Source organism: Paracerasibacillus soli, from assembly GCF_042432965.1.
GTDB classification, from domain to species: Bacteria; Bacillota; Bacilli; order Bacillales; family Amphibacillaceae; genus Paracerasibacillus; species Paracerasibacillus soli.
Window position 1 is genome coordinate 1 of sequence record NZ_JBHLWL010000036.1, and the last position, 24,128, is coordinate 24,128.

Genomic DNA, 24,128 nt, shown 5'->3' on the forward strand with positions numbered 1-24,128 from the left:
CTGTTAATTCCTCATCTTGAACATCTCGTACTTTCGCCTCATAATAGTACGTGCTTCTTGGAAGTTGTAGGACTGCGCACATTGCTGATACCGAGTATTTGTGACGGTTATTTCGGATCACATCTACTTTCGTCCCATTATCAGCGCGGCTTGCTTTAAAATATCGTTCTCCATCATCAGTCTTTGATTTTCTTTGCGGAGCCTGATTAGTTCTTCCTGCTCCGGTGTTCTATTGTCCTTCTCTTCAAATGATCCACTTGTTTTATGCTGACGAACCCATTTATCAAAGGAAGATGGCGTCAGCTCGTATTCCTTGATAATTTCATTTCTAGGTTTACCTGAAAGATGCAATTGAACAATTTGTTCTTTAAATTCTTTGGTGAATGTTCTTCGTTCTCTTTTGGCCATAATTAATTCTCTCCCGACTTATTAATGAATTAAGTTTATATGACCTTAATGAATCTGTCCAACTAAGTGTAACCTATCCACAAAAGGGATTCAATTGGTAGGAGTCCTCTTGAAATTGGATCATACTATGGATTCTATAAGGTCTGCGAGGCCATTCTTGAATATGGTGGAAAGATAGATAAGAATTCACTACGGAGAGCTTCGGAAGGATGGGGTGGTAATAAACAAGACGCAATAATTGAATTGTTACAGCGATGGTAGAGCCGATAAATTAGAATGGAATGGCCCCCAGTGAATATATTACTCCGAGGGGGATTTTTTAATGAATAGACAAACCTCATGTACTGTAATAGTGCACCATGGATTTTAAAACAGTCGGCAACTAATTTATCATTGCTATGCAAATTTACACTCTATCATGGTTAGGATAAAACAGACTAAAAAGAAAATAGGAACCCGTTCCTGATTATACAAACCTCCTAATTGTAATGGGGATATTTATTATATGTTATACTAAATATAGATTATTGCGAGAATTCGGTTCTCCAACCAACGGGCAGTTTTGTTTAATAAGAAATAAATTTAATCGAGATCGTGTTGAAGGGATTGACTTTGTCATGGATATTAGAAGACCGGATGATTATGAACTTGAAAAGATTATGCTGCTTTCCCCACAAGCCTTATTCGATGGCACATTAGGTGAGGTAAGACCCACAATAGAAAAAATTAAAAGTCTTATTGAACCATTATTGGAAAAAGGAAGCTATTATTTAATCGCAATTGAAGAAGGCAAACTGCTAGGGTGGATTCTTATAGGGGCAAGTAGAGAGCAGTTTACTGACAAGATGAACGGCTTTATTTATGAATTATTTGTTTTGGAGGAATTTAGAGGGAAGGGAATTTCTAAACGATTATTGAGAACTGCTGTTGATGAACTAAGGCAAAATGGATACTCTGAGGTTCGTCTAAGTGCATATGCGGGTAATCAAGCTATTAAACTTTATGAGAAAATGGGCTTTACCATCAGAACAGTTTCTATGAGTTTACCATTATAATAAATGGATTTGCACTAACAGATAGATTAGTATAACAAAATAATACATAAGAAGATAAGCCATGTTGATATCCTTGATAGTTAATAAAAGTAATGTTGTACGTGCTTCCAATCATATATTGGGGGCATATTTTCATTTATAAAGTTGAGAAAAAATTTGCTGTTAAAAAATGATGACAAATTTGTTTGAAGATGTACATGCTCATGCAAAAGAGGGTTCTGAAAAGTTGGGTTCATCCAGAATAAGATATATTATAGTTAAAATAAAAGGAGTCTTAAATATCTAATTTGGGGAGGTATGTACGTGTTTATTGTGAATGTAGAGGGTGCCATTTATAAAAATGATAAATGGTTAATTATTGAACGAAGTAAAAAAGAAGAACATGCAGGTGGATTGCTTTCACTTGTTGGGGGTAAAGTGGAACAAGAAGGGAATACATCGGATATATTGGAACGAACGGTCATACGAGAAATTTATGAAGAAGTAGATATAAAAGTTAAAGAGGATCTAAAATACATACATAGTACATCATTTGTTACAGATACAGGTGAAAATGTAGTTGATATTGTCTTTCTATGTGAATATAAATCAGGTAATGCAAGACCGAAAAGTCCAGATGAAGTAGAGGCTGTGAATTGGTTGACGGCTCGACAAGTCTATGAACACCCAAATGCCCCCGATTATTTAAAAGAGAGTATTAGGCGAGCGGAGAAATCGAAGAGTGCAAATGAGTGTTTATGAGATGCTTAAGGAAGTGGAAGGTTTAATAGTAAATAAGTAAATTGCAAAAAGGGCTAATCCTGCTATTAGCTCTTTTTTAATGAGGTTTTTATTAACAATAGGAACCTTATTATTTTAGAGAATAATAGCAGTCTGAAAAAAGGGCAAAAATATACCTTGACAATAATCATTTACAAATGTAAACTAAGGTTACACAAATCGATTACAAATGTAATCATGAGGGGATTGAAAGCCATGAATGCAGAAATAGATTCTAAAATTACAGATTCTGAATGGGAAGTAATGCGTGTTGTTTGGGCGAAAGATCAAGTAACTAGTAAAGAAATTGTAGAGATATTACAACAAAAGATGGATTGGAAACCTGCAACCACCAAAACTTTTATTGGGAGACTTGTGAAAAAGGGAATGCTTCATACAGAAGCAGAAGGGAAGAAGTATATCTATTCCGCCAATATAAATGAAAGTGAATTTGTTAAAGGTACACTCCATGAAGTTTTCAAGAATATATGTGATAAAGATGTTGGTAATACAATAGTGGACTTAATTTCAAAGGCAACGCTAAGTTTTCAAGATATAGAGAGATTGGAAAAGGCGCTTGAAATAAAAAAAGAGGTTGCGGTTGAAGAAGTCCCTTGTAATTGTATTCCCGGTCAGTGTAAATGTAGTGACCATAACTGTTCATCTTTGTAGAAAAGTAGGAGAGGGAGCTGAAAATAAATGGCGACAAAAACATTTAATATAGAAGGTATGACCTGTGCATCATGTGTACAGAACGTTGAAAAGGCAACTAAGAAATTGCCAGGTGTACAAGAAGCTCATGTAAACTTGGCTACTGAAAAACTGAATGTAAATTTTGATGAGAATACGGTATCCATTCAAGATATTCAAGCGGCCGTAGATAAGGCAGGGTATAAGGCTATAACAGATATGGAACAAAAAACATTTGCTATTACGGGAATGACCTGTGCCTCATGTGTGCAAACCATCGAAAGAGCAACAAGGAAACTAGATGGTGTTATGGAATCTAATGTAAATCTAGCTACAGAAAAAATGACAGTCAAGTATGATCCGACAATCGTGTCGATGTCAGGTATTACAGAGGCGGTATCAAATGCAGGGTATGAAGCAATTGAAGATACGGAAACGTCCGAAGTAGCAAATGAGGAGCAGGACAAAAAGCAAAAGAAAATAAAAGCAATTTGGAAACGATTTTGGGGTTCAGCAGTTTTTACTATTCCATTATTTTATATCTCGATGGGACATATGGCGGGCTTGCCATTGCCAGAAGTAATTAATCCGGCGATACATCCTAAATGGTTTTCACTCTTACAATTTATTTTAACGTTACCGGTTATCATTTTTGGATGGAAGTTTTTCTCGGTAGGATTTAAGACGTTATTTAGAGGACATCCGAATATGGACTCATTAGTTGCGTTGGGGACTGGTGCTGCATTCGTATATAGTTCAGGGGCTACCGTTGCAGTTTGGCAAGGGCATGCGAGTTACGCAGGAAATTTGTATTATGAGTCTGCGGCGGTAATTCTTACCCTCATTACATTGGGTAAATACCTTGAGGCTCGTTCTATGGGGAAAACATCCGAGGCCATCGAAAAATTAATGGGATTGGCTCCAAAACAAGCAATTGTTGTAAGGAATGGGGAAGAAGTAGAGATTTCTGTTGATGATGTTGTTGTAGGTGATGTTGTAATTGTTAAACCAGGTGAAAAAATACCTGTTGATGGTGTTGTAGTAGAAGGGATAACATCTATCGATGAATCCATGTTAACAGGTGAAAGTATTCCAGTAGAAAAGAATGTAGGCGATCATGTTATAGGTGCTAGCATCAATAAGAATGGAACAATCCGATATCGAGCAACTAAAGTAGGTAGAGACACAGCTCTATCGCAAATTATTAAATTGGTAGAAGATGCACAAGGATCCAAAGCACCGATTGCTAAAATGGCAGATATTATTTCAGGATATTTTGTGCCAATCGTTATTGTCATTGCTATTGTTTCTGGTTTGGCTTGGTATTTTGGAGGACAAACGGGACTCTTTGCTTTAACGATTACCATTTCTGTTTTAGTTATTGCATGTCCATGTGCGCTTGGCCTAGCAACTCCAACTGCAATTATGGTAGGTACTGGTAAAGGTGCAGAAAACGGCGTATTAATTAAGAGCGGTGGTGCACTTGAAACAACCCATAAAGTTCAAACGATTGTATTTGATAAGACAGGTACAATTACAGAAGGTAAACCAAAAGTTACAGATATTATTACTGTAAATGGTGTCAAAGAAGGAGAATTACTACAATTAACAGCTTCGGCTGAAAAGGGTTCTGAACACCCGTTAGGTGAAGCAATTGTTAGAGGTGCTGAAGAAAGAGGCTTGGAATTTATAAAGTTAGAAAACTTCGATGCTATTCCCGGACATGGAATTGAAGTAACTGTAGACGGTAAAACGTTGCTAGCTGGAAATAAAAAACTAATGGACGATCGCAATATTTCTTTAAGTAAACTTGCTAGCACATCGGATAGTTTTGCTAGTCAAGGCAAAACACCTATGTATATTGCAATCAATAACAAAATTGCTGGTATTATTGCAGTTGCAGATACAGTGAAGGAAAACAGCCTAAAAGCTATTGAAAAGCTTCATGAAATGGGAATCGAAGTAGCGATGATTACAGGTGATAATAAAGGTACAGCAGAAGCTATTGCTAAGCAAGTTGGAATTGATCGTGTATTAAGTGAAGTATTACCAGAAGATAAAGCAAATGAAGTGAAGAAACTCCAAGGTGAAGGAAAGAAAGTGGCAATGGTTGGGGATGGTATCAATGATGCACCAGCACTTGCACAAGCAGATATCGGGATAGCTATTGGGTCAGGTACAGATGTTGCTATGGAATCAGCAGATATTGTATTAATGAGAAGTGATTTAATGGACGTTCCGACTGCTGTGGAATTAAGTAACTCTACAATTCGAAACATCAAACAAAACTTATTCTGGGCATTTGCTTATAACGTCCTAGGTATACCGTTTGCGATGGGAGTTGTTTATCTATTGGGTGGACCATTATTAAATCCAATGGTTGCAGGAGCTGCAATGAGTTTAAGTTCTGTTTCGGTATTAGTAAATGCTTTACGTTTAAAACGATTTAAACCATCTGTAATGAAGTAAAAAGGAGCGGTTAGAATGGAAGATAAATTGGAACTTGAATTATATACAAGACCTACATGTTCAGATTGCCAAGACGCCAAAAAATATCTATCTTCTAACAAAATTCATTATGTTGATAAAGATGTAAGCAAGGATCTTAGTTTAGAAGAAGATTTGAAGATGATATCTGGAACTCGAATTGTGCCGATGTTTGCTTTTTATAAAAAGGGATTATTCGGGAAGAGAAAGCTAGTCAAACATTTTATTGGTTTTGAAAATAATAAGGAAGAAATAATTAGCTTGCTAAAAAATTAAATTTGATGATTCCTTTCATCTTAATTGATATTTGCCCTACCCCAGAGGAAATTATCTGTCCTTTTAAGGAGGTGGTGTAAAAAAGATAGATGAAGTTGTCCCCTAAAAGGCTATTAGAAAGAATAGCGTTTTTTAAAACAAATTACAATACGTTACAGGGGTATGGTAATGCGCTAATTGAAATTAATAAAATTTAAAGGAGGAGTTTATATGCAACAAGTAACACTTCATGTACAAGGAATGTCATGTGGATCTTGCGTTAATAAAATTGAGGGAAATGTGGGCAAATTAAATGGTGTGGAATCTGTTGATGTTCAACTTTCTGAAGGAAAAGTAAATGTAACATTTAATGAAGGTACGGTTAATTTAGGAGATATCAAAGGTACTATTAAAGATTCAGGGTATGAGGTTATGGAGGAATCTACTAAAGAAGATGGTCCAGGGTGCTCGTGCTGTCATTAATTAGAATAAAAGATCGTGCGCGTTATTAGCACGATCTTTTTAATTTACAAGCATAATATCCCCATAAACAAATATGATCTTTTGTTTCGCTCATGTATCAAATTCCCTTCCCATTGATTTGCAAATTAAATTTACATAAATTATCTGAAATAACTGCTCCCCTTAATTGAGAATTATTATCATTTAGTGTATATTAGGTAGTAACGACATACATCATATAGTTAGGAGAATGTATTATGAAAATATACTGGACTAAAATAAATAAGATTATTGAGGAAACACCTGAAGTTAAAACGTACTTATTGGACTGTCCGGAAGACTTTACATGGGAAGAAGGTGCCCACACTCATTTTGCACTAGAAGGTTTCAATGCTGGAGATAAACCAAACCGCAGCTTAATTCGACATATGTCAATTTCCACTTTACCACATGAGCGTTCAATCGGTATTACAACACGTATTAGGGAACAGTGCTCAGAGTTTAAATCAATTTTAAGAACACTTGAAGTTGGTAATGAAGTTGCGATATTTAAAACCCATTCGAATGTACCACTTAAAAGAGAGGGTAAAAATGTTTATCTACTGTCATCAGGTGTTGGTCTTGCAACATTCAGGCCACTCGTACTCGATTATTTCGAACGTGCTGACAACGTCAATCACATTCATTCCCTGAATATTGACTCATCAAGAGATTTCTTATTCACTAATATTTTTGCATCCGCACCTGACAAGAAGTTCACGTCTCAGTTCGTTGATAATCGTCATGACTACTATGAAGAAGTGAAAAAACTTGCTGCAGATAAAGAAGGATTTTTCTATGTGGTCGGAAGTGATGAATTCCTTGTTCAGAACATTGAAGTTCTGCGTGAACAAGGTATGAAACCAGAACAGATTATGCTCGATAAGCGTGAACAACAATTACCTAATTTTTTATCATTGGATTTGTCTGTTTAAGCAAAACTTAGTATTACGCAATAAAAAGGAATATTTCATAACGGATGCAATTGCTAAAAAATAAAAGCCTAATTCCTCACTAATTAGAGGACGATTGGGCTTTTTTTATCGTCTAATAATCTAGAGGCTACTTTATTTCCCAATTGTGATATTAAGCGTATGGAATTAAAATTATGTTATACAGTAACAATTTGAAGAGTGAAAATTGAAATGGTGTGATAAGCGTGAATCCTATTGTAAAAGAACAAATTAATGAGGAACTTAGAAAGCAAATCAAAATAAATAGACATATTATTGGAGTAGCCGCAGGTTCTGGTTTAACTGCAAAATATGCAGAAGAAGGCGGGGCTGATTTTATTTTAGCATTGAGCTCTGGTTACTTTCGTCAAAAGGGATTAAGTTCTCTTGCTGCATATCTTCCATTTTTAAATAGTAACGATACCGTAATGGAGTTTGGATTGAAGGAATTACTTCCAAGAACCAAAATTCCTGTTATCTTTGGCCTCATGTCTACAGATCCAACGAAAAATATGGAAAAGTTTATTCAGCAAATTAAGGAAGAAGGTTTCGCTGGTGTTAATAACTATCCAACAATCGGACTCGTTGATGGCTTATACCGAGAGGCATTAGAAGAACAAGGTGTTTCATATACGCAAGAAGTGAAAAGTATTTCGATTGCAAATAAATTGGGATTGTTTACTGTTGCTTTTGTGTTTAATAAAGAACAAGCCATTCAGATGGTTGAAGCGGGGGCAGATGTTATTTGCCTGCATTTAGGGTTAACGACTGGGGGAAAACTCGGTTCAAAACAAATCCAGTCATTGCAAGCGGCAAGGAGTTTAGCTAAGGAAATCTTTGAAGTAGTGACAGCAAAGAATCCAAAGGTTATAAAAATGATTTATGGTGGGCCAGTGAATAAACCTGTTGATGTGCAATTTATATATGATGGAACAAATATTGATGGTTACATTGGTGGTTCTGTTTTCGAAAGAATACCTGCAGAACAAGTTGTTTTACAAGTAACAGAATCCTTTAAAAAGACGAATGATGTAAAATATGAGGAACTTATTGAGAAAATCATTAGTGGATTTACTACATCTGATGATTACATAGATTTTATAAAAAGATATGTAAGTCTCCACTACAAGGATGAAATATCTTTAAATGAAATATCAGATATCCTCCATATATCAAGATCGTACTTAAGTACTTTATTTAAAAAGAATGTCGGGGTTTCATTTACTGATTATTTAATAGAATTTCGACTAAACCGTGCGTTAGAAATTTACCAAGAAAAGAAGTTGCCACTGACGACTATTGCAGAGTTGGTTGGCTATCCCAATTACTCCCAATTCAGTAAGATTTTTAAGAAGCGGAAGGGAATGTCTCCACGGGAATTCATTAATACAAACATAACGACAAGTTAAACAAACAAAAGCTCATATATTTTTTAATCTGGAAGCGTTAACATAGAACTTGTAGGAGAGATTACCGTATATAAAGATTGAAAAGGGAGTGATATGTTTGACTAAGACAATAGCATTAATCGGAACATTTGATTCTAAAGGAAAAGAATTTCTATTTGTGAAGGAGTTAATCGAATCCTTAGGTTTTAATACATTCACTATCCATTCAGGTGTTTTTGAACCACAGTTCATTCCAGATGTATCCAATGCGGATATTGCATTAGCTGCTGGAGAAGATATTAAAAAAATTGTGGAGCAAAAGGACCGTGCACATGCAACAGAAGTACTGTCAAAAGGGATGGAAATTTTACTCCCAAAATTATATAAAGAGGATAAGTTTCATGGTGTTTTATCATTTGGAGGAACAGGTGGCACTTCAATAGCTACACCGGGAATGAGGGCATTACCAATTGGTGTTCCCAAGGTGATGGTATCTACTGTAGCTTCTGGAAATACGCAACCTTATGTGGGAACGAGTGACATCGTCATGATTCCATCTATAGTTGATGTAGCTGGTCTCAATACGATTTCTACAAAAATATTTACAAATGCTGTATTCGCTATTTGTGGGATGCTTCAGTTTGAACACCAAATGGAATTAGAGCATAAGCCATTAATTGCGGCAACGATGTTTGGACTCACAACTCCTTGTATTAACTATGCTAAGGATTATTTAGAGGCAAGGGGATACGAAGTGTTGATTTTTCACGCTACTGGTATTGGTGGACAAACAATGGAACATTTAATTGAAAATGACTTTTTTGAAGGAGTCCTAGATATTACTACAACGGAATGGGCGGATGAAACCGTTGGTGGCATTTTAGCAGCAGGCCCTCATCGTTTAGAAGCAGCGGCTAAATCAGGGCTACCGCAAGTAGTTTCTGTTGGCGCGATAGATATGGTGAATTTTGGACCAAGAAATACGGTGCCTAAACAATTTGATGGAAGGAATTTTTACCAACACAACCCAACAGTTACGTTGATGAGAACTACGGTTGAGGAAAATCAATTCATTGGCAAGCATATAGCTGATAGATTGAATCAATCAAATGGATATACTGCATTAATGCTTCCGTTGAAAGGCTTTTCGGGGTTAGATATAGAAGGTCAGCAATTTTACGGTCCGGAAGAAGATCAAGCATTGATAAGCACGCTAAAGGAAAGAATTGACGTAAATAAAATTCAAATAATGGAAGAAAATCTACATGTCAATGACAAGGAATTTGCAGAATTAGCAGCTGAAAAGTTAATTCAACTAATAGAGAAAAGGAAAGGGGAAAATTGAAATGATCACATTATCGAGAGAAGAAATATTAAAAGGTTTTAGAGAAAGATTCGAAAATGGTGAAGTATTAATTGGTGTTGGTGCCGGAACAGGTATAACAGCTAAAAGTAGTGAAGCTGGTGGAGCAGATATGTTAATTATTTATAATTCTGGCCGCTACAGAATGGCAGGACGTGGCTCTTTGGCAGGATTATTAGCATATGGAGACGCTAACCAAATTGTTCAAGATATGGGAAATGAAGTTTTGCCAGTTGTCAAACATACTCCAGTACTTGCAGGGGTAAATGGTACGGACCCATTTAGAGTGATGGATGTATTTTTAAAACAATTAAAAGACCAAGGATTTAGTGGGGTACAAAATTTCCCAACTGTCGGGTTGATTGATGGGGTCTTCCGTCAGAATTTAGAAGAAACTGGTATGGGTTATGATTTGGAAGTTGAAATGATTCGTCAAGCACATGAACTAGACTTACTTACTACTCCATATGTATTTGATGAAGAACAAGCAACAAAGATGGCTAAGGCAGGCGCAGATGTACTCGTTGCACATATGGGGCTCACAACAAAAGGTACGATCGGTGCAAAAACTGCTTTAACTTTAGATGATTGTGTCGAACGTATTCAAGGTATTGTGAATGCAGGTCGAGCAGTTAATCCAGATATATTAGTTATTTGTCATGGAGGTCCGATTGCTGAACCAGAAGATGCTAAATATGTCATTAATAAAGTTGATGGAATTGTAGGATTTTTTGGTGCATCAAGTATTGAAAGATTTGCAGCTGAAAAAGGAATCAAAGAGCAAACCGAGGCATTTAAAAAAATAAATAAATAATGATTTGTGGTAGAACGTATATAAAATGGGGCTGGATCGAACTGTGATTCAGTCTTTTTCCTTTGTTTAGTTATCTATTATAGCGCTCATTGGGAAAGACAGATACAGTAGTATTAAAAGAATAGCAGCAGTTGTGAATAGGCATCCAGCGGGGCTTTAAAAATCATTGGTACAATACGTTGTTTATAAAATGTATATATGATAATATGTTCATATAAGGAAGGGTGAGTGGTTGATGGAGGAAAAGGAAAAGCATATAATGGAAGCGGATTTAGATGAAGAAACATTATTTATTGTATCCCAAACCTTTAAAGCACTTGGTGATCCAACACGGATAAGAATATTGCATCTTCTTTATCAAAAGGAATGCTCCGTAAATGAAATAGCTGATATATTAGATTTAGGTCAATCAACAGTTTCACACCAGCTACGTTTTTTAAAAAATTTACGATTAGTAAAAAATCGCCGTGCTGGTACAACCATGTTTTACTCACATGATGATAAACACGTCATACAGATCCTAGAACAAATGATTGCACACGCTCGTCATACTTAATATTGTTTTTTAAGTACAATCATCCAAAAAGTATTGTTTTTTTGGCTCCCGAAAAGAGAAGAAAAAGTAGGTAAACAATTTTATTCCGGGAGCATATATTTTATTATGTTCATAATATGATTATATGTTCATACATTGTTATTACGTTAGAATTAATACACTAATAATGACAACCATATAAGGTTACAAATTCAAAAAAAGTAATTATTATATAGATAAAGGAGATATATATGATGAGTAAATTAATAGCTGATGCACAAAGTCACGGCCACTCTCATGATGACGATCATTCCCATGATCACGATCATAGCCACGGTGGCAAAATTGAAGTTATTCTGTTTTTCACTGGTCTAGTTGCTTTTTTTATTGCGCTATTTGTAAGTGAAGGAACATTGAAAACAAGCTTATATCTTGCTTCATTAGTATTGTCTGGTTATCACATTATGATTGAAGGATTTTTAGATACTGTTAAACAAACGATGAATAGAAAGAGATTTATGCCGAATATTCATATACTAATGACATTAGCAGCTGTTGGTGCTGTAATTATTGGTGAATATATGGAGGCGGCATTATTAATCCTTATCTTTGGTGGTGCTCACTTTTTAGAACATTATGCTGAGGATAAAAGTAATAAAGAGATTACGAATTTAATTAAAATCAACCCCACTACTGCAAGAAGATTAATTGAAAATGGAAAAACTGAAATAGTCGATGTTGCTGAATTGCGGGTAGGAGATAAACTTTCTGTTTTAAATGGCGATCAGATTCCGACAGATGGAATTGTCATTTCGGGTAGTAGTGCTGTTGATCAGTCGTCGATTACAGGTGAAAGTATCCCTGTTGAGAAAAACGCCGGGGATATGCTATACGGCAGTACCATGAATGGTGCGGGAACTTTAGTAATGGAAGTAACAAAAGATAGTTCAGATACCGTTATTTCTAAAATTATTGAATTGGTAAGTCAAACACAAAGTAATATTTCGAAAACTGCTGCATTGATTAAAAAAATTGAGCCTGTTTATGTTACGATTGTTTTGTTATTAACACCAATTTTCTTTTTACTAGGTTTCACTGTGTTCCAATGGTCAAGTTATGATAGTTTCTATCGGACGATGGTTTTTCTTATCGCCACATCTCCTTGTGCGCTAGCGGTTACTGATATACCAGCGACACTTTCAGCAATTAGTAATTTAGCGAAACGAGGCGTATTATTTAAAGGTGGATCTTACTTATCTAATCTTTCTGATTTAACAGCTGTTGCTTTTGATAAAACAGGTACATTAACAACAGGAAAGCCAGTTGTAACGGAAGTATATTTTGGAAAAGAGGTAACTGAAGCACAGCAGAGAAAATTTGAGGAAATAATTGTATCAATGGAAAGTAAATCGAATCACCCACTTGCCCAAGCTATTATAAAACACTATGATGCCATTGTGCCAAATGAACTCGAAGTAGAAAATATTGTCGGAGTAGGATTAATTGCGACGTCTGGAAAAACAACGTTCAAAATCGGAAAGCCGAATTCCTATCATATTATTCCAAAAGATATTAGCGAGCAAACGGATGTCTTTGAAAGCGAAGGAAAGACAGTTGTATACTTTGGAACAGATGAAGAAGTACTTGCTTTGCTTGCTATTCAGGATGTACCTAAAGATACTTCAAAAGCAGCCATTCAATACTTTAAAAGCGAGCATATCCATACTGTTATGATCACGGGGGATGCAAAACGTACTGGTGAAGCAATTGGTCGTCAATTAGATATTGATGAGGTGCGCGGAAATATCATGCCAGATGAAAAGGCCGCGATTATATCGGAATTAAAAGAAACCTATCCGGTAATGGCAATGGTTGGTGACGGGGTGAATGATGCACCAGCACTAGTGACCGCAGATATCGGAATTGCGATGGGGGAAGGAACAGATATTGCAATTGATGTTGCCGATGCCGTATTAATGAAAAATGATTTATCAAAATTCGCTTACACACATAAACTTGCCAAGAAGCTTCGCAAAGTGGTGTGGCAAAATATCATTTTTGCTTTAGCTGTGGTGATTCTTTTGGTTATTTCAAATCTTATTGGACAAATGAATATGACTCTAGCGGTAATCTTTCATGAAGGTAGTACATTGGCAGTTATTTTTAACGGATTAAGATTATTAAAAGGTGTAAACGACTGAATTTGTTCAGCGTAGATGTCGCAATACATGAAAATGGGGCTAGGATAAAACGAAAGTGTCAGACCCTTATGTCCAGCCTCATTTTTAATTGCGGATTTGGATCTTCACGACCAATTGTGATAACGTACGTGAATTCCCCTCACAACTTTTCCTTTTTTCATATTTCTTAGGAAAAATCCACCTATTCCCTCGCACTACAAACCTCCAAACTGAATGTTGGAACATGGCGCTTTGTGAGGTCAATTGTCCAAACATATAAATCAGTCTCTCTATTGAAAAGCTTAAGTATGCTTCATAACTACTTCAAAATTATAATAACTGATAGATTAGAATTCCTTATATATTTAACTGGAAAAAACCCTTTTTCAATTGAAATATTATCTACATACTAGTAAAAAACACTATATATGGTGGAATCTACTTCCTATATGATAACGACCTACACCTTTCTATTCATTCTCTAATATAATACTTTAGAATGAATAGGAAAAGGTGTGATTTAATAGATGATTATTAAATATAAATGTGAAAAAGGAAAGTTAACGTTGTTATTCACCCCTGAAAAATCCGATCCAACAACTCAACAAATACGTAATACTACTTTTAACACTACGACCAAATTAGAAATGGCTTCCAATCAATGTGTCTTTTATTTACCGAGCGATTGGACAATAGATTCAGTTCATCCTGATGTGTTTGCGCTGGCTGTCCTTGCAGCAATATACCCATTTTGTGGACCTAAAATTCATTTACCCCAAGGCGTTAGCGTTGATTTTCATAATCAAGTTAAAAAAGTAACAAAAAAACAAGTTTTACCGGTTGATCTAACGTTATCTCCTAGAAAAGCACCTACTCATGCTGTTCCTGCACTCACTTATAGTGGTGGCATTGATTCAACAGCTGCAGCTATATTACTTCCTGAAAATACACATTTATTTTACTTTGACCGCCTCATTCCGGAGAAGGGTATGAAGACTCTTTTGAATCAAGAGGCTGCATATTATGCTTGTGATGCGATGGCGAAGATGGGGAGGACTGTTCATAGAATAAAAACAGATATGCAGTATGTGAGAAAGCCGGTCGGTTTTAGTAGCTTTTTGGCTGATGCTGTACCTGCTATGCTATTAGCAGACTATTATGGATTTGATACAATTGGCCATGGTCAAACAATGGAAATAGGTTATCAAGTAGGGAGAATAGGGTTTAAGGATTGTAAAGAAAATGAAGTAGGAAATCCATGGTATGAACTATTATATGCAGTTGATATGCCATACACACTACCAACGATTGGGTTAAGTGAAGTGAGTACAACAAATATTGTGAGACAATCACCATATCAAGCATTTGCTCAAGCTTGCAGTCGAGGGAAAATTAAAGCGCCATGTATGAATTGCTTTAAATGTTTTAGAAAAAGCTTATTAGAAAAAGTAATCATGAATCAACCCTTAAGCAATGATTACCTTGATCAATTGTTTGCTGTTAAAGATGTAAAAAGAGTCCTTAATGCTTCCCGACCAATCTACTTTTCAAATATTTTAGCATATATTACTTCTCACTACCGTGGAAACCATCAAAAAATGCTACTACTAAAAAGGATAACACGTGGAGATCGTTTAGAAGTGGAGTGGATGAACAAATGGTATCCGAAATCACAAGAATTCATTGCACCAAAATACCGAAATAGCGTTAAAAGAGAGATATTGAAATATGCGGAACCGATGAACACAAGAGATATAAAAATTATGCAACAATCATTTAGTGAAGCGTATTTCCAGCATGCTTAATGGATAAAGGTATTTGAAAACTAATTATAATCTGTTTGTTGCAAGTAAAATTTACAATGAAGGGGTTAGAAAACATGAGTAAACCTAACATACTTATACTTGTTAGGAGATTTGATCAACTATTTCCTAAACATAAAGTCAAGTATGAGTTTTTGCAAGCTATTGAGGAAGTTGCCAATGTTTCTTATCATCATGAAGATGGAAGTATTTTAGATATATTAAAACAACAAAAGATCCAGCCGGATTTTATCCTTCATTATGATATAACCGCAAAGAATCGATTATCCCCTGATATTCAGGATTTAAATAAAATTGATATTCCTATAGGTGCATATGTGATTGATGCACACTGGAAAAACCATATGAGAAGAAAATACTTTGAGGAGAGTAATGTTTCATTAATCTTTTCAGTGAGTAAACATCCTTTCCTCGGGCGATTTCCAGATTACAAGTCAAAATTTCGGTTCCTACCATTTTCAGTAGATCCGAATAAAATAAGGGATTGGAATTTAAACAAGGAGATTGACTATTTATTGATGGGGCATATTGCAGATAGTTATCCATTTCGTATTGCTGTCCGTGATAAAATGAAAGATGTTAAAGGCTTCCTGTATCATAAACATCCTGGACACTTATTAAAAGACCGTTCTAAATATATAATTGATGAGGATTTTGCACAAGAAATTAATCGTGCAAAGATATTTTTTACTTGTGGCTCTATCTATCAATATCCTGTCATGAAATATTTTGAAGTACCTGGTTGTAAATCGCTTTTAATAGCTGAAGACAATCCAGATATAAGAGAATTAGGCTTTAAAGATGGTGTAAATTATGTTGCAGCTAATATCGATAACTTTTATGAGAAAGGTCAATACTATCTTGAAAATGAAAAGGAGCGCAATAGAATAGTAGAGGAAGGATATAAGTTTATTCAAAAGAATCATACGCACAGTGTAAGAGCACAGCAGTTTATCAATGATGTAAAAGATATACTCAAATAGTTACAGTGTCAGTTTACACATTCCTTTAAGAGAGTAACGGATTCTAACATATACAGCTGGGCTACCTCTCATCATGAAAGGATACCTCCGAATGGAGCATAGACTTTTGAGCCTTACAAATAAAAATGGTTCTGATATGCAAATTGAACTGGCCCCTGCTATTTGGCAGGAGCCAGTTTAAAATGTTAATTAGCATCATTTTTGTAGTTTATGTTGCGTATTTTTTGTTAGTGAAATTACGAATGGTTGAAATTTTCTATAGTTTGATAAAAAGCACTCAAGCATGGTATAAGTGTAAAAGAGGTAAGGGTATTTTGCTTTTAATTTTGGGACAAGCGTTTGACCTGTGATCCCATAATGAAAGGATTGAATGAAAATGAACGATAATTTTTGGCGTGATTTACCACGGCCGTTTTTTATATTGGCACCAATGGAAGATGTGACAGATGTTGTTTTCCGGCATGTAGTAAGTGAAGCAGCGAGACCAGATGTGTTTTTTACGGAGTTTACAAATACAGAAGGTTACTGTCATCCAGAAGGGATTTTTGCTGTACGTGGTCGTTTAGCTTTTACAGAAGATGAACAACCGATTGTCGCTCATATATGGGGAGACAAGCCTGCGTACTTTGAAAAGATGAGTATCGGTATGGCGGAACAAGGTTTTAAAGGTGTGGATATTAATATGGGCTGCCCTGCACCTAATGTGGCACCAAAAGGTAAAGGATGTGGCCTGATTCGCCGTCCAGACGTTGCAGCAGAGATTATACAAGCAGCAAAAGCGGGCGGACTGCCTGTAAGTGTAAAGACAAGACTTGGCTACATTGAAGTAGATGAGTGGCGCGACTGGTTAACACACGTATTAGAGCAAGATATTGCTAACTTATCGATTCATCTGCGTACGAAAAAGGAAATGAGCAATGTGGACGCCCATTGGGAGCTAATCCCTGAAATTAAGAAACTTCGTGATGAAGTAGCACCAAATACACTTTTGACAATCAACGGAGATATCCCCGACCGTCAAACCGGTCTTCAACTTGTTGAACAATATGGTGTAGACGGGGTGATGATTGGACGAGGTATTTTTAAAAATCCATTTGCCTTTGAAAAAGAGCCGAAAGATCATAGCAGTAAGGAGTTGCTTGATCTTTTAAGATTACATCTGGACCTTTTCGATAAATATTCAGCGGAAATCGAGCCACGTCCATTTCGACCACTGCGCCGCTTCTTTAAGATATATGTCCGTGAATTTAGAGGGTCGGCTGAATTAAGAAATGAATTGATGCATACAGAATCAACAGATGAAGTGCGTGCATTGCTTGATCGATTTGAATTGAATTAATGTTGGTGATAAATGGTAACAGAGGGAAAGGTAATCTATCCGTACTTTGGCTTGCATGCCTTTTAAGATATATCCAATATTTTTTAAATGAAATATGGATGGATTGCATGCTTTAAGATTAACTTTTAAAAAAGTTATAAAGTTTGATGCGTAATGTTTTAATGCGAAACAGTTGAGGGTTACATGAGGAAGATGGAAAATCCTTGAAATAAAACCCACAATTACCTTTCACAATAGATGAACGGCTTTTGTAATAGAAGAGATTTTCCCGGGGTACATATTTTGGGAAAATCTCCTTTTCTATGCAGTCCGGGTTTATATCGTGAAGTACGTTAAATGACGAAAGGGTGCACAATACTTCCTAAAAAGATTGGTTGTGTTCCGTGCATATTATAATCCCAAAGACTTGCTTTTATCATTTGGCTATTTTCATACGTTTTAAAATAATATTCACATGTATTTGTGTTCATAAAAGCAGTATATTTTGTGTAATCATCCGTACCCCGATCGGTGATGACAATACCCTTTGGAATCGAAACGCTATTCATGATATGGAAGCATGCCATAATTGCTTCGGAGCGGCTTTCAGGTACGTTTGTATGTGTTTTTAAAAAGGCGGTACGAACGAAACGCTCCGGCGAGGTGAAGCCTCCAGGTAAATGTCTCGTCCCAGCACCTTGGCCGAATGGTGTCAGTGACACACCTCCCCAATTCGCTTCTTTCTTTTGTGTTGTTGATATTTCCATATAATTTCTTAAATTGGTCATATGCCAATTAAAATCAGGACTATTCGCCATGACTCCAATGGGATTATGTTTGATTTCAAGTCCGGTTTTTGTTTGTTCAATCACAACACATTTGCCACTTTTATCTGTAGCAATCCAATGTAAGGGAGCGGCCTTTTGGGTGACGGGGTCTGGTATCCCTACAATCCGGATGTTCTTTAATAAAGCTTTTAAATCGTCTACAGAACTACAATGCCCTAAAATATAATGAAGGAAATCTAATGAAGCGATTGCCTCTTTATTATCTATCGGTAAATCATAATCAGCATAACCTTCGAAATATAAAACTGCAGCGGCGAGACCTTGTTCATTTACACCATCAAAAAATCCTAACATACCATCGGTTTCTTGACCGATTCCTATAAAACTATAACGATTAATATATCTTTTATTTGTACTTAGGCTTTGCCATTGATAATCCTTTGGTATGATAAAAACCCCTGGTTCAATGGGATAGGAAAAATCCATCGTTCTTCCAAAGAAGTTCTCCCCTTGCACTGATTGTAATGTCATGGCGGTACACATCCTGTAAAACCTCCCACGTTATAAATGTTCTATTTGTAATTTATGTTTCATCAGGAAGTAAGGTGAACCTTTTAGAAATTAGTTAAAACAAAAAGGGACACTACATTTTATATGAGCCCTCGATAATGTAGTGTCCTTTTATTTACTTTTACTTCTTTAGTTGATTATATTTTTTAGCGAATGCGCTGTTCGGAAATTTATATTTACTTACAACTTAAATTGTCTTTTCTTCCATCTTGCCACTTTCATCTTTTTTACGAGTGGAAATTTTTCCTAATGACTCTGGAAGAGCTATTAAAGCCGGTAAAAAGATTGGAAGTAGGATAAAGCAAAGAACAATTAAACCTGTAATGACTGCAGTTGCTAATTCTGTTAAGAGCACAATTCCAGCTGGCATAAGTGTCGCAAACGTTCCTCCGAGTATAATAACTGCCGATATAATGACGCCGCCTATATGCTTGGAAGCTAACACTATTGCTTCTTTAGGTGACATGTCTGGATATTCTTTAAAGCGCATCATTAAGAATATACTGTAATCCACTCCTAAGGATACAATGATGATAAAGGAGAAGAAAGGAACAAAGGAAGATAAGCCCGCATACCCTAGTAAATCTATAAAAATATAGTTTACAGTGAACATAGATGCATAGTATGCACCAACAAGGGATGCTGTAATGAAAACTGGTGTCCAGAATGATCTTATCACTAAGAATAAGACAAGCAATACGCCAGTAATAACAATAGCTGTTGTTTTATTCAAATCTCTGGACAAAATATCGTTCATATCTTTCGTTGTCGCACTTGAACCAGCTGTTCCATATTTAGCATCTGAAAGTACAGTACCTTTTAATCCAGTTGAAACAGTAGAATTAATTTTATCAATCGTTTTTAAAGCGTCATTTGAATAAGGATCATCATTTAAAATAATTGTCATTTTAGTGATTGTTCTATCATGCGACATAAATGCATCTAATGAATCTTTAAATTCATTATTTGTTAATGCTTCTTTTGGAATAAAAAAGCTTTTATTTGTATTGAGTTGGGCTAAGTAATCATTTGTCTGTCCAATACCATCAGAAATTTGCTCTAGTCCACCATTTACATCTGATAATTGATTTCCGAAAGCGTTGAATCCACCTAGACCCTCAACCAGTTGTTCTTGACCTGATTTCATCTGACCAAGTCCATCTTGCACACTATCCATATTTGTTACGATGGTACCAATTCCCGATGAAGCTTGGCCAAGTCCTTCTTTAAGCTTGTCTAAACCAGCCGTCAATTGGCCTAAACCGTTGCTAATATCAGTAAGATTTTTATTAGCTGTTGCAAAGCCAGAAGTTAAGGCATTGTATTGTTCGTTTAATGTTGCCATGCCTTCAGGGGTTATCTCACTTAGTTTAGTTGATAATTCATTTATCATCTTGTTTAATCCTTGGTACCGTGGATCACTTTGTAGTACTGTGTAACTATTTCCTAAATCGGTAACGAGCGGTTGCATGACACTAAGTGCCTCTTTTACACCTAAAACAGCTTGTACAGCTCCTTGGTAATGTGTGCCCATTTCTTTATATCCAGCCTGCATTTTTTCATAATTAGTGGCTAACTGAGAGATGCCGCTGTTCATTTTTGAAAGATTTGTTTCTATAGCAGCAAGGCCATTTGCAATAGTTTCTGGATTACTTGTTCCGTCATCAATACCAGCTTGGATTTGTTTTAGTCCACTTGCTAATGCAGTCACACCATCTTGAAGTTCTGCGGTGCCGTCTACCATATCGTTTACTTGTGAAAAGTCTGCTGAACCTAGTTTGTCCTGTGCTTCTTTCATGCCATGATAGATTTCATTCACGCCGTCTTGTGTTTGTGATAACCCGTCTGTAACAGTTCCCATTTGACCTGCAACATAGAAATCATCAATTTTTTCACCTAGTGGCTGTGTAACAGAAGAGACTTGTTTTACACCGTTCAACTTTTTAAGTCTTTCTGTAATATTATCTATCGCAGCCAGGGGCCTCATTATTATCTAAAGGTTTCTTATTTTCGATTACAATCGTAGCTGGCATAGATTGTCCTTTTCCAAAATGATCAGAAACTAAATGAATCGCTTTAGATGAAGGATAGTCATTTCCAAGTTCTCCAACAGTGTCAAAGTTAAGTTTTTCTTCATGAAATAAAACCATAGGCCCGATGATGAGTAGAATGATAAGTGTAATAATAATTGGATGTTTCGTACCAATAGAAGATGTTGTTTTCCAAAATTTATTTTCCTTATGGCCGCCAACACTTTTAGATGGCCAGAAAAGTCTTTTTCCTAATACTTTCATGATAAAAGGCGTTAGGGTCAATATTTCTAGTAATAATATTGTTACACCAATTACGACTACAACACCAGATTGATAGATTGGTGATTCAGAAAACACAAGTGCGAGAAACGCAATAAATACAGTGAGTATACTGTAAGCAATTGTTTTTCCAGCTGTTTTATACGTGTTTACTATTGAATCATCAACAGAGCGACCATGTGATAATTCTTCTTTAAATCGATTAAAGAGAAGAATGTTATAGTCGGTTCCGATACCAAAGAGAATAAGGACTAATAGCATTTGTGTAAGACTTGTAACAGGAAATCCTGCCTTATCTATTAATTGAGCTGCAATTCCCATCGAAACAAGATAAGAGAAGGCAACAGCTATGAGTGATACAAAAGGTGTCACAACTGATTTAAAAGCAATAATTAGCACAACTAAAATAAAGATAACTGTAAGTGCTGCGCTTTTTTCAACACCTGCCTGGGTTGCTTTTAAATAATCATTATTAATAAAGTCTTCTCCACTTAAAAAGTGTTCAACAGGTACTTTGTCCAATTTTTCCTCGAATAACTTTTGGATATCGTCTATTTCTCTACCTTTTTTATCGAGCTTGTAGCTGACCATTAAAGTCGTGCCATCTTCAGAGACTAAAGAGCTCTTGGCATCTGGCATACTAAACGGATCAATCATGTTTGTAATACCAAGTTCGTCGCTACTATTTTTAATTGACTTTATTGCTTTACCAATTTGTTTCATTTCATTATTAGAAATTTTATCTTTATCATAAAAGACGATGAGGTTATCAGTCCCTTTCGTCGTGTCCATTTTTTTCAATATATCATTTGCTAAAACGGAAGGACTGTTTTCACTCGTCCCCTCCTGTCCTTTATCCCGCAATATTGCATTGACGTCCGGTTGAAAGACCGTTAGTACAATTGTCGCAATTAGCCAGATAGCTAAAATTGCCCAACGACCTTTTATAATTGTTTTCATCTTGTTGCCTCCTGGTTTAATGTTTATTTCTTACGGTTGTTTTTCTCAGAGAAGTACAAGATGTCTGGGAATTCATAGTTATCCATTCCTTCGACGATCATTCTTTCCTTAACAGCCGAAACTAATAAATTCATTCCTTGTTCTACAATCTCTTGTTCCTTCGGGTTTAAAAGTTCTAATACACCGATTAATGAATGGTTTTTAAGTTGTGTGATACTCTCATCTATATCTGCCGCAAGTCTAGTAGATAAAGTAATATCAACTAAACGTTTATCTTTCTTATTAGGTGTTTTCACTAGAAAACCCTTTGAGATAAGTCGCTCCACAATATCTGAAACAGTACTCTGCGTCATTTTTAAATTCTGACAGAGTTGTTTAATACTAACGGTTTTATGTGCAAACACTTCACCAATAATTCTCACTTGAGGAATCGTAACACCATGGTCCTCCGCTTGTTTCTGCAAACTTTTCATTGTAAAACGATGTACAAAATCAATGGATTCCCCTATTAAATCAGCCTTTTCCAATACACTAAACCACCTTTCTCTCTTAATATGTATCGGACACGATACATCGCATACGATACATATTAAAGCTATCGATTATATTTGTCAATAAGGAAATATGAATTGGGGACTTAGTACATGGAAGTTGGATGATGTAATAGATCAATATTCATGTTTTGCTAAGATGTGGGCGTAAATCTATGATTTAAATAGAAGCAGGAAAATAATCAATAGACGTCGAATATATATTCTAATCCTTATTTAGAAGTATATTCATAATATCTTATGTGATTAAATAGCGAGAAGAGGAGGAGTGTTGATGTTGATAAAGCCAAAGAGATTACAACGTGGAGACTATGTTGCAACAGTTAGTCCATCTTGGGGTGGTGCAGGTGATTTAGAGCTTAGGTGGAGATATGAACTAGGTGTTAAAAGACTAGAGGAGATTTTTGGCTTAAATGTTCTTCCGATGCCAAATAGTTTGAAAGGGACAGAATATCTGTACAAATATCCAGAAGCCCGGGCAGAAGATTTAATGACAGCATTTCGTGATGACAGAATTAAAGGGATTTTTGTAAATATTGGTGGAGAAGATAGTATTCGCTTGCTCCCTTTTATTGATTTTAATGTTATTCGCGAAAATCCTAAAATATTTATGGGTTATTCAGATTCAACGATTTCACATTTATTTTGTCATAAGGCAGGAATAACCTCATTCTATGGACCAGCAATTTTAACTGATTTCGCTGAAAATGTTGAGATGAATCCATATACTATCGATATGATTAATCGAGCCCTTTTTTCCAATGAGGTTATTGACAATATTCCACCGGCACAAGAGTGGACAAGTGAATATTTAGAATGGATAGAAGTGAATAAAGACCGGAGACGACTAATGCAACGGGATACAGTAGGATATGAATTACTCCAAGGAAAAGGTACTGTCCACGGACGTCTGATTGGTGGTTGTATGGAAGTGCTCGAGTTTGTGAAAGGAACAGCGCTTTGGCCAGAGAGGAAGTATTGGGAAAATAGCATTCTATTCTTTGAAACATCAGAGGATAAACCGGATCCGAATTATATGAGGTATTGGTTACGAAATTATGCAGTACAAGGTATTCTGCAACAGGCGAATGGACTAATATTCGCGAAGCCGCAAGACGAGAAATATTATGAAGAGTATAAGAGGGAAATTCATACGGTTATGAATGAATTTAATTTAACTCATTTACCGATTCTTTATAACCTTAATTTTGGCCATACCGAACCGAAGTTTATTTTGCCTTATGGTGTTATGGCAGAAATAAATTGTGAAAGAAAGACTTTTACGATATTAGAGAGCGGAGTAGTTTAATATCTTTAAGTGTCAGACCCCCTCAACTACTACAGTTCGTATTAAATCATGAGTTTTTACTAGTTATAGTAGTAAAACGAGGGGGGGTAGACCCTTAAAAATTACGTTCCTTCGAATGCTTGATGA

20 protein-coding genes and 1 pseudogene are annotated in these 24,128 nt (G+C 35.9%); 16 read left to right on the forward strand and 5 right to left on the reverse strand.

The window, feature by feature from the left end:
• A pseudogene (locus tag ACFFIS_RS10170) lies at nt 1-408 on the reverse strand (transposase); the annotation flags it as partial.
• A gap of 617 nt (nt 409-1,025) precedes the next feature.
• On the opposite strand from ACFFIS_RS10170, the gene ACFFIS_RS10175 reads away from it, so the two are divergent.
• The 15 genes from ACFFIS_RS10175 to ACFFIS_RS10245 all read left to right on the forward strand — a co-directional run bounded on the left by ACFFIS_RS10175 (nt 1,026) and on the right by ACFFIS_RS10245 (nt 17,533).
• On the forward strand, nt 1,026-1,463 hold the full coding sequence (locus tag ACFFIS_RS10175) for a GNAT family N-acetyltransferase (protein ID WP_320378253.1): 438 nt from the start codon (nt 1,026-1,028) through the stop codon (nt 1,461-1,463).
• Between the two features lie 303 nt (nt 1,464-1,766).
• Nucleotides 1,767-2,204, forward strand: a complete 438-nt coding sequence (locus ACFFIS_RS10180; RefSeq protein ID WP_320378254.1) for an NUDIX hydrolase — start codon at nt 1,767-1,769, stop codon at nt 2,202-2,204.
• A 234-nt stretch (nt 2,205-2,438) separates the two neighbouring features.
• Nucleotides 2,439-2,894: a CopY/TcrY family copper transport repressor gene (locus tag ACFFIS_RS10185; RefSeq protein ID WP_390187348.1), complete on the forward strand. Its 456-nt coding sequence runs from the start codon at nt 2,439-2,441 to the stop codon at nt 2,892-2,894.
• A gap of 27 nt (nt 2,895-2,921) precedes the next feature.
• The gene (locus ACFFIS_RS10190; protein WP_320378255.1) at nt 2,922-5,381 is read left to right on the forward strand and encodes a heavy metal translocating P-type ATPase; all 2,460 of its coding nucleotides are present in this window, start codon (nt 2,922-2,924) and stop codon (nt 5,379-5,381) included.
• 15 nt (nt 5,382-5,396) lie between these two features.
• Nucleotides 5,397-5,675, forward strand: a complete 279-nt coding sequence (locus ACFFIS_RS10195) for a glutaredoxin family protein (protein ID WP_390187349.1) — start codon at nt 5,397-5,399, stop codon at nt 5,673-5,675.
• Between the two features lie 210 nt (nt 5,676-5,885).
• On the forward strand, nt 5,886-6,137 hold the full coding sequence (locus tag ACFFIS_RS10200) for a copper ion binding protein (RefSeq protein WP_320378256.1): 252 nt from the start codon (nt 5,886-5,888) through the stop codon (nt 6,135-6,137).
• Nucleotides 6,138-6,373: 236 nt separating this feature from the next.
• Complete coding sequence (locus tag ACFFIS_RS10205; RefSeq protein ID WP_320378257.1) at nt 6,374-7,090, forward strand: dihydropteridine reductase; 717 nt, start codon at nt 6,374-6,376, stop codon at nt 7,088-7,090.
• Between the two features lie 224 nt (nt 7,091-7,314).
• Complete coding sequence (locus ACFFIS_RS10210) at nt 7,315-8,517, forward strand: phosphoenolpyruvate hydrolase family protein (RefSeq protein ID WP_390187350.1); 1,203 nt, start codon at nt 7,315-7,317, stop codon at nt 8,515-8,517.
• A gap of 97 nt (nt 8,518-8,614) precedes the next feature.
• The gene (locus tag ACFFIS_RS10215; protein WP_320378258.1) at nt 8,615-9,841 is read left to right on the forward strand and encodes a Tm-1-like ATP-binding domain-containing protein; all 1,227 of its coding nucleotides are present in this window, start codon (nt 8,615-8,617) and stop codon (nt 9,839-9,841) included.
• A gap of 1 nt (nt 9,842) precedes the next feature.
• Entirely contained in the window at nt 9,843-10,673 is an 831-nt protein-coding gene (locus tag ACFFIS_RS10220) for a phosphoenolpyruvate hydrolase family protein (protein ID WP_390187352.1), read from the forward strand.
• A gap of 235 nt (nt 10,674-10,908) precedes the next feature.
• On the forward strand, nt 10,909-11,229 hold the full coding sequence (locus ACFFIS_RS10225) for an ArsR/SmtB family transcription factor (RefSeq protein ID WP_320378259.1): 321 nt from the start codon (nt 10,909-10,911) through the stop codon (nt 11,227-11,229).
• 233 nt (nt 11,230-11,462) lie between these two features.
• A complete protein-coding gene (locus tag ACFFIS_RS10230; RefSeq protein ID WP_390187355.1) occupies nt 11,463-13,409 on the forward strand; it encodes a heavy metal translocating P-type ATPase in 1,947 nt (648 codons plus the stop codon).
• A 506-nt stretch (nt 13,410-13,915) separates the two neighbouring features.
• A complete protein-coding gene (locus ACFFIS_RS10235) occupies nt 13,916-15,193 on the forward strand; it encodes a DUF6395 domain-containing protein (RefSeq protein WP_320378264.1) in 1,278 nt (425 codons plus the stop codon).
• A gap of 74 nt (nt 15,194-15,267) precedes the next feature.
• A complete protein-coding gene (locus ACFFIS_RS10240; RefSeq protein WP_390187358.1) occupies nt 15,268-16,194 on the forward strand; it encodes a glycosyltransferase family protein in 927 nt (308 codons plus the stop codon).
• A gap of 376 nt (nt 16,195-16,570) precedes the next feature.
• Nucleotides 16,571-17,533, forward strand: a complete 963-nt coding sequence (locus tag ACFFIS_RS10245; protein WP_390187360.1) for a tRNA dihydrouridine synthase — start codon at nt 16,571-16,573, stop codon at nt 17,531-17,533.
• A gap of 332 nt (nt 17,534-17,865) precedes the next feature.
• Here ACFFIS_RS10245 and ACFFIS_RS10250 read toward each other — a convergent pair whose 3' ends face one another.
• The 4 genes from ACFFIS_RS10250 to ACFFIS_RS10265 all read right to left on the reverse strand — a co-directional run bounded on the left by ACFFIS_RS10250 (nt 17,866) and on the right by ACFFIS_RS10265 (nt 22,669).
• The gene (locus ACFFIS_RS10250; protein WP_390187362.1) at nt 17,866-18,843 is read right to left on the reverse strand and encodes a choloylglycine hydrolase family protein; all 978 of its coding nucleotides are present in this window, start codon (nt 18,841-18,843) and stop codon (nt 17,866-17,868) included.
• Nucleotides 18,844-19,057: 214 nt separating this feature from the next.
• On the reverse strand, nt 19,058-20,809 hold the full coding sequence (locus ACFFIS_RS10255; protein WP_320378269.1) for an MMPL family transporter: 1,752 nt from the start codon (nt 20,807-20,809) through the stop codon (nt 19,058-19,060).
• A 22-nt stretch (nt 20,810-20,831) separates the two neighbouring features.
• Nucleotides 20,832-22,142: an MMPL family transporter gene (locus ACFFIS_RS10260; protein ID WP_390187365.1), complete on the reverse strand. Its 1,311-nt coding sequence runs from the start codon at nt 22,140-22,142 to the stop codon at nt 20,832-20,834.
• Nucleotides 22,143-22,165: 23 nt separating this feature from the next.
• Nucleotides 22,166-22,669, reverse strand: coding sequence for a MarR family winged helix-turn-helix transcriptional regulator (locus ACFFIS_RS10265; protein WP_390187367.1), 504 nt, complete (start codon nt 22,667-22,669; stop codon nt 22,166-22,168).
• A gap of 298 nt (nt 22,670-22,967) precedes the next feature.
• Here ACFFIS_RS10265 and ACFFIS_RS10270 point away from each other — a divergent pair, with 298 nt between their 5' ends.
• Entirely contained in the window at nt 22,968-24,002 is a 1,035-nt protein-coding gene (locus ACFFIS_RS10270) for a S66 family peptidase (protein WP_390187368.1), read from the forward strand.
• Nucleotides 24,003-24,128: the final 126 nt, after the last annotated feature.

Bases quoted from the DNA above. Each gene is read 5' to 3' on its own strand.
- ACFFIS_RS10175 (WP_320378253.1), top strand. From the start codon at position 1,026: ATGGATATTAGAAGACCGGATGATTATGAACTTGAAAAGATTATGCTG.
- ACFFIS_RS10185 (WP_390187348.1), top strand. From the start codon at position 2,439: ATGAATGCAGAAATAGATTCTAAAATTACAGATTCTGAATGGGAAGTA.
- ACFFIS_RS10190 (WP_320378255.1), top strand. From the start codon at position 2,922: ATGGCGACAAAAACATTTAATATAGAAGGTATGACCTGTGCATCATGT.
- ACFFIS_RS10195 (WP_390187349.1), top strand. From the start codon at position 5,397: ATGGAAGATAAATTGGAACTTGAATTATATACAAGACCTACATGTTCA.
- ACFFIS_RS10200 (WP_320378256.1), top strand. From the start codon at position 5,886: ATGCAACAAGTAACACTTCATGTACAAGGAATGTCATGTGGATCTTGC.
- ACFFIS_RS10205 (WP_320378257.1), top strand. From the start codon at position 6,374: ATGAAAATATACTGGACTAAAATAAATAAGATTATTGAGGAAACACCT.
- ACFFIS_RS10220 (WP_390187352.1), top strand. From the start codon at position 9,843: ATGATCACATTATCGAGAGAAGAAATATTAAAAGGTTTTAGAGAAAGA.
- ACFFIS_RS10225 (WP_320378259.1), top strand. From the start codon at position 10,909: ATGGAGGAAAAGGAAAAGCATATAATGGAAGCGGATTTAGATGAAGAA.
- ACFFIS_RS10230 (WP_390187355.1), top strand. From the start codon at position 11,463: ATGAGTAAATTAATAGCTGATGCACAAAGTCACGGCCACTCTCATGAT.
- ACFFIS_RS10235 (WP_320378264.1), top strand. From the start codon at position 13,916: ATGATTATTAAATATAAATGTGAAAAAGGAAAGTTAACGTTGTTATTC.
- ACFFIS_RS10240 (WP_390187358.1), top strand. From the start codon at position 15,268: ATGAGTAAACCTAACATACTTATACTTGTTAGGAGATTTGATCAACTA.
- ACFFIS_RS10245 (WP_390187360.1), top strand. From the start codon at position 16,571: ATGAACGATAATTTTTGGCGTGATTTACCACGGCCGTTTTTTATATTG.
- ACFFIS_RS10250 (WP_390187362.1), bottom strand. From the start codon at position 18,843: ATGTGTACCGCCATGACATTACAATCAGTGCAAGGGGAGAACTTCTTT.
- ACFFIS_RS10260 (WP_390187365.1), bottom strand. From the start codon at position 22,142: ATGAAAACAATTATAAAAGGTCGTTGGGCAATTTTAGCTATCTGGCTA.
- ACFFIS_RS10270 (WP_390187368.1), top strand. From the start codon at position 22,968: ATGTTGATAAAGCCAAAGAGATTACAACGTGGAGACTATGTTGCAACA.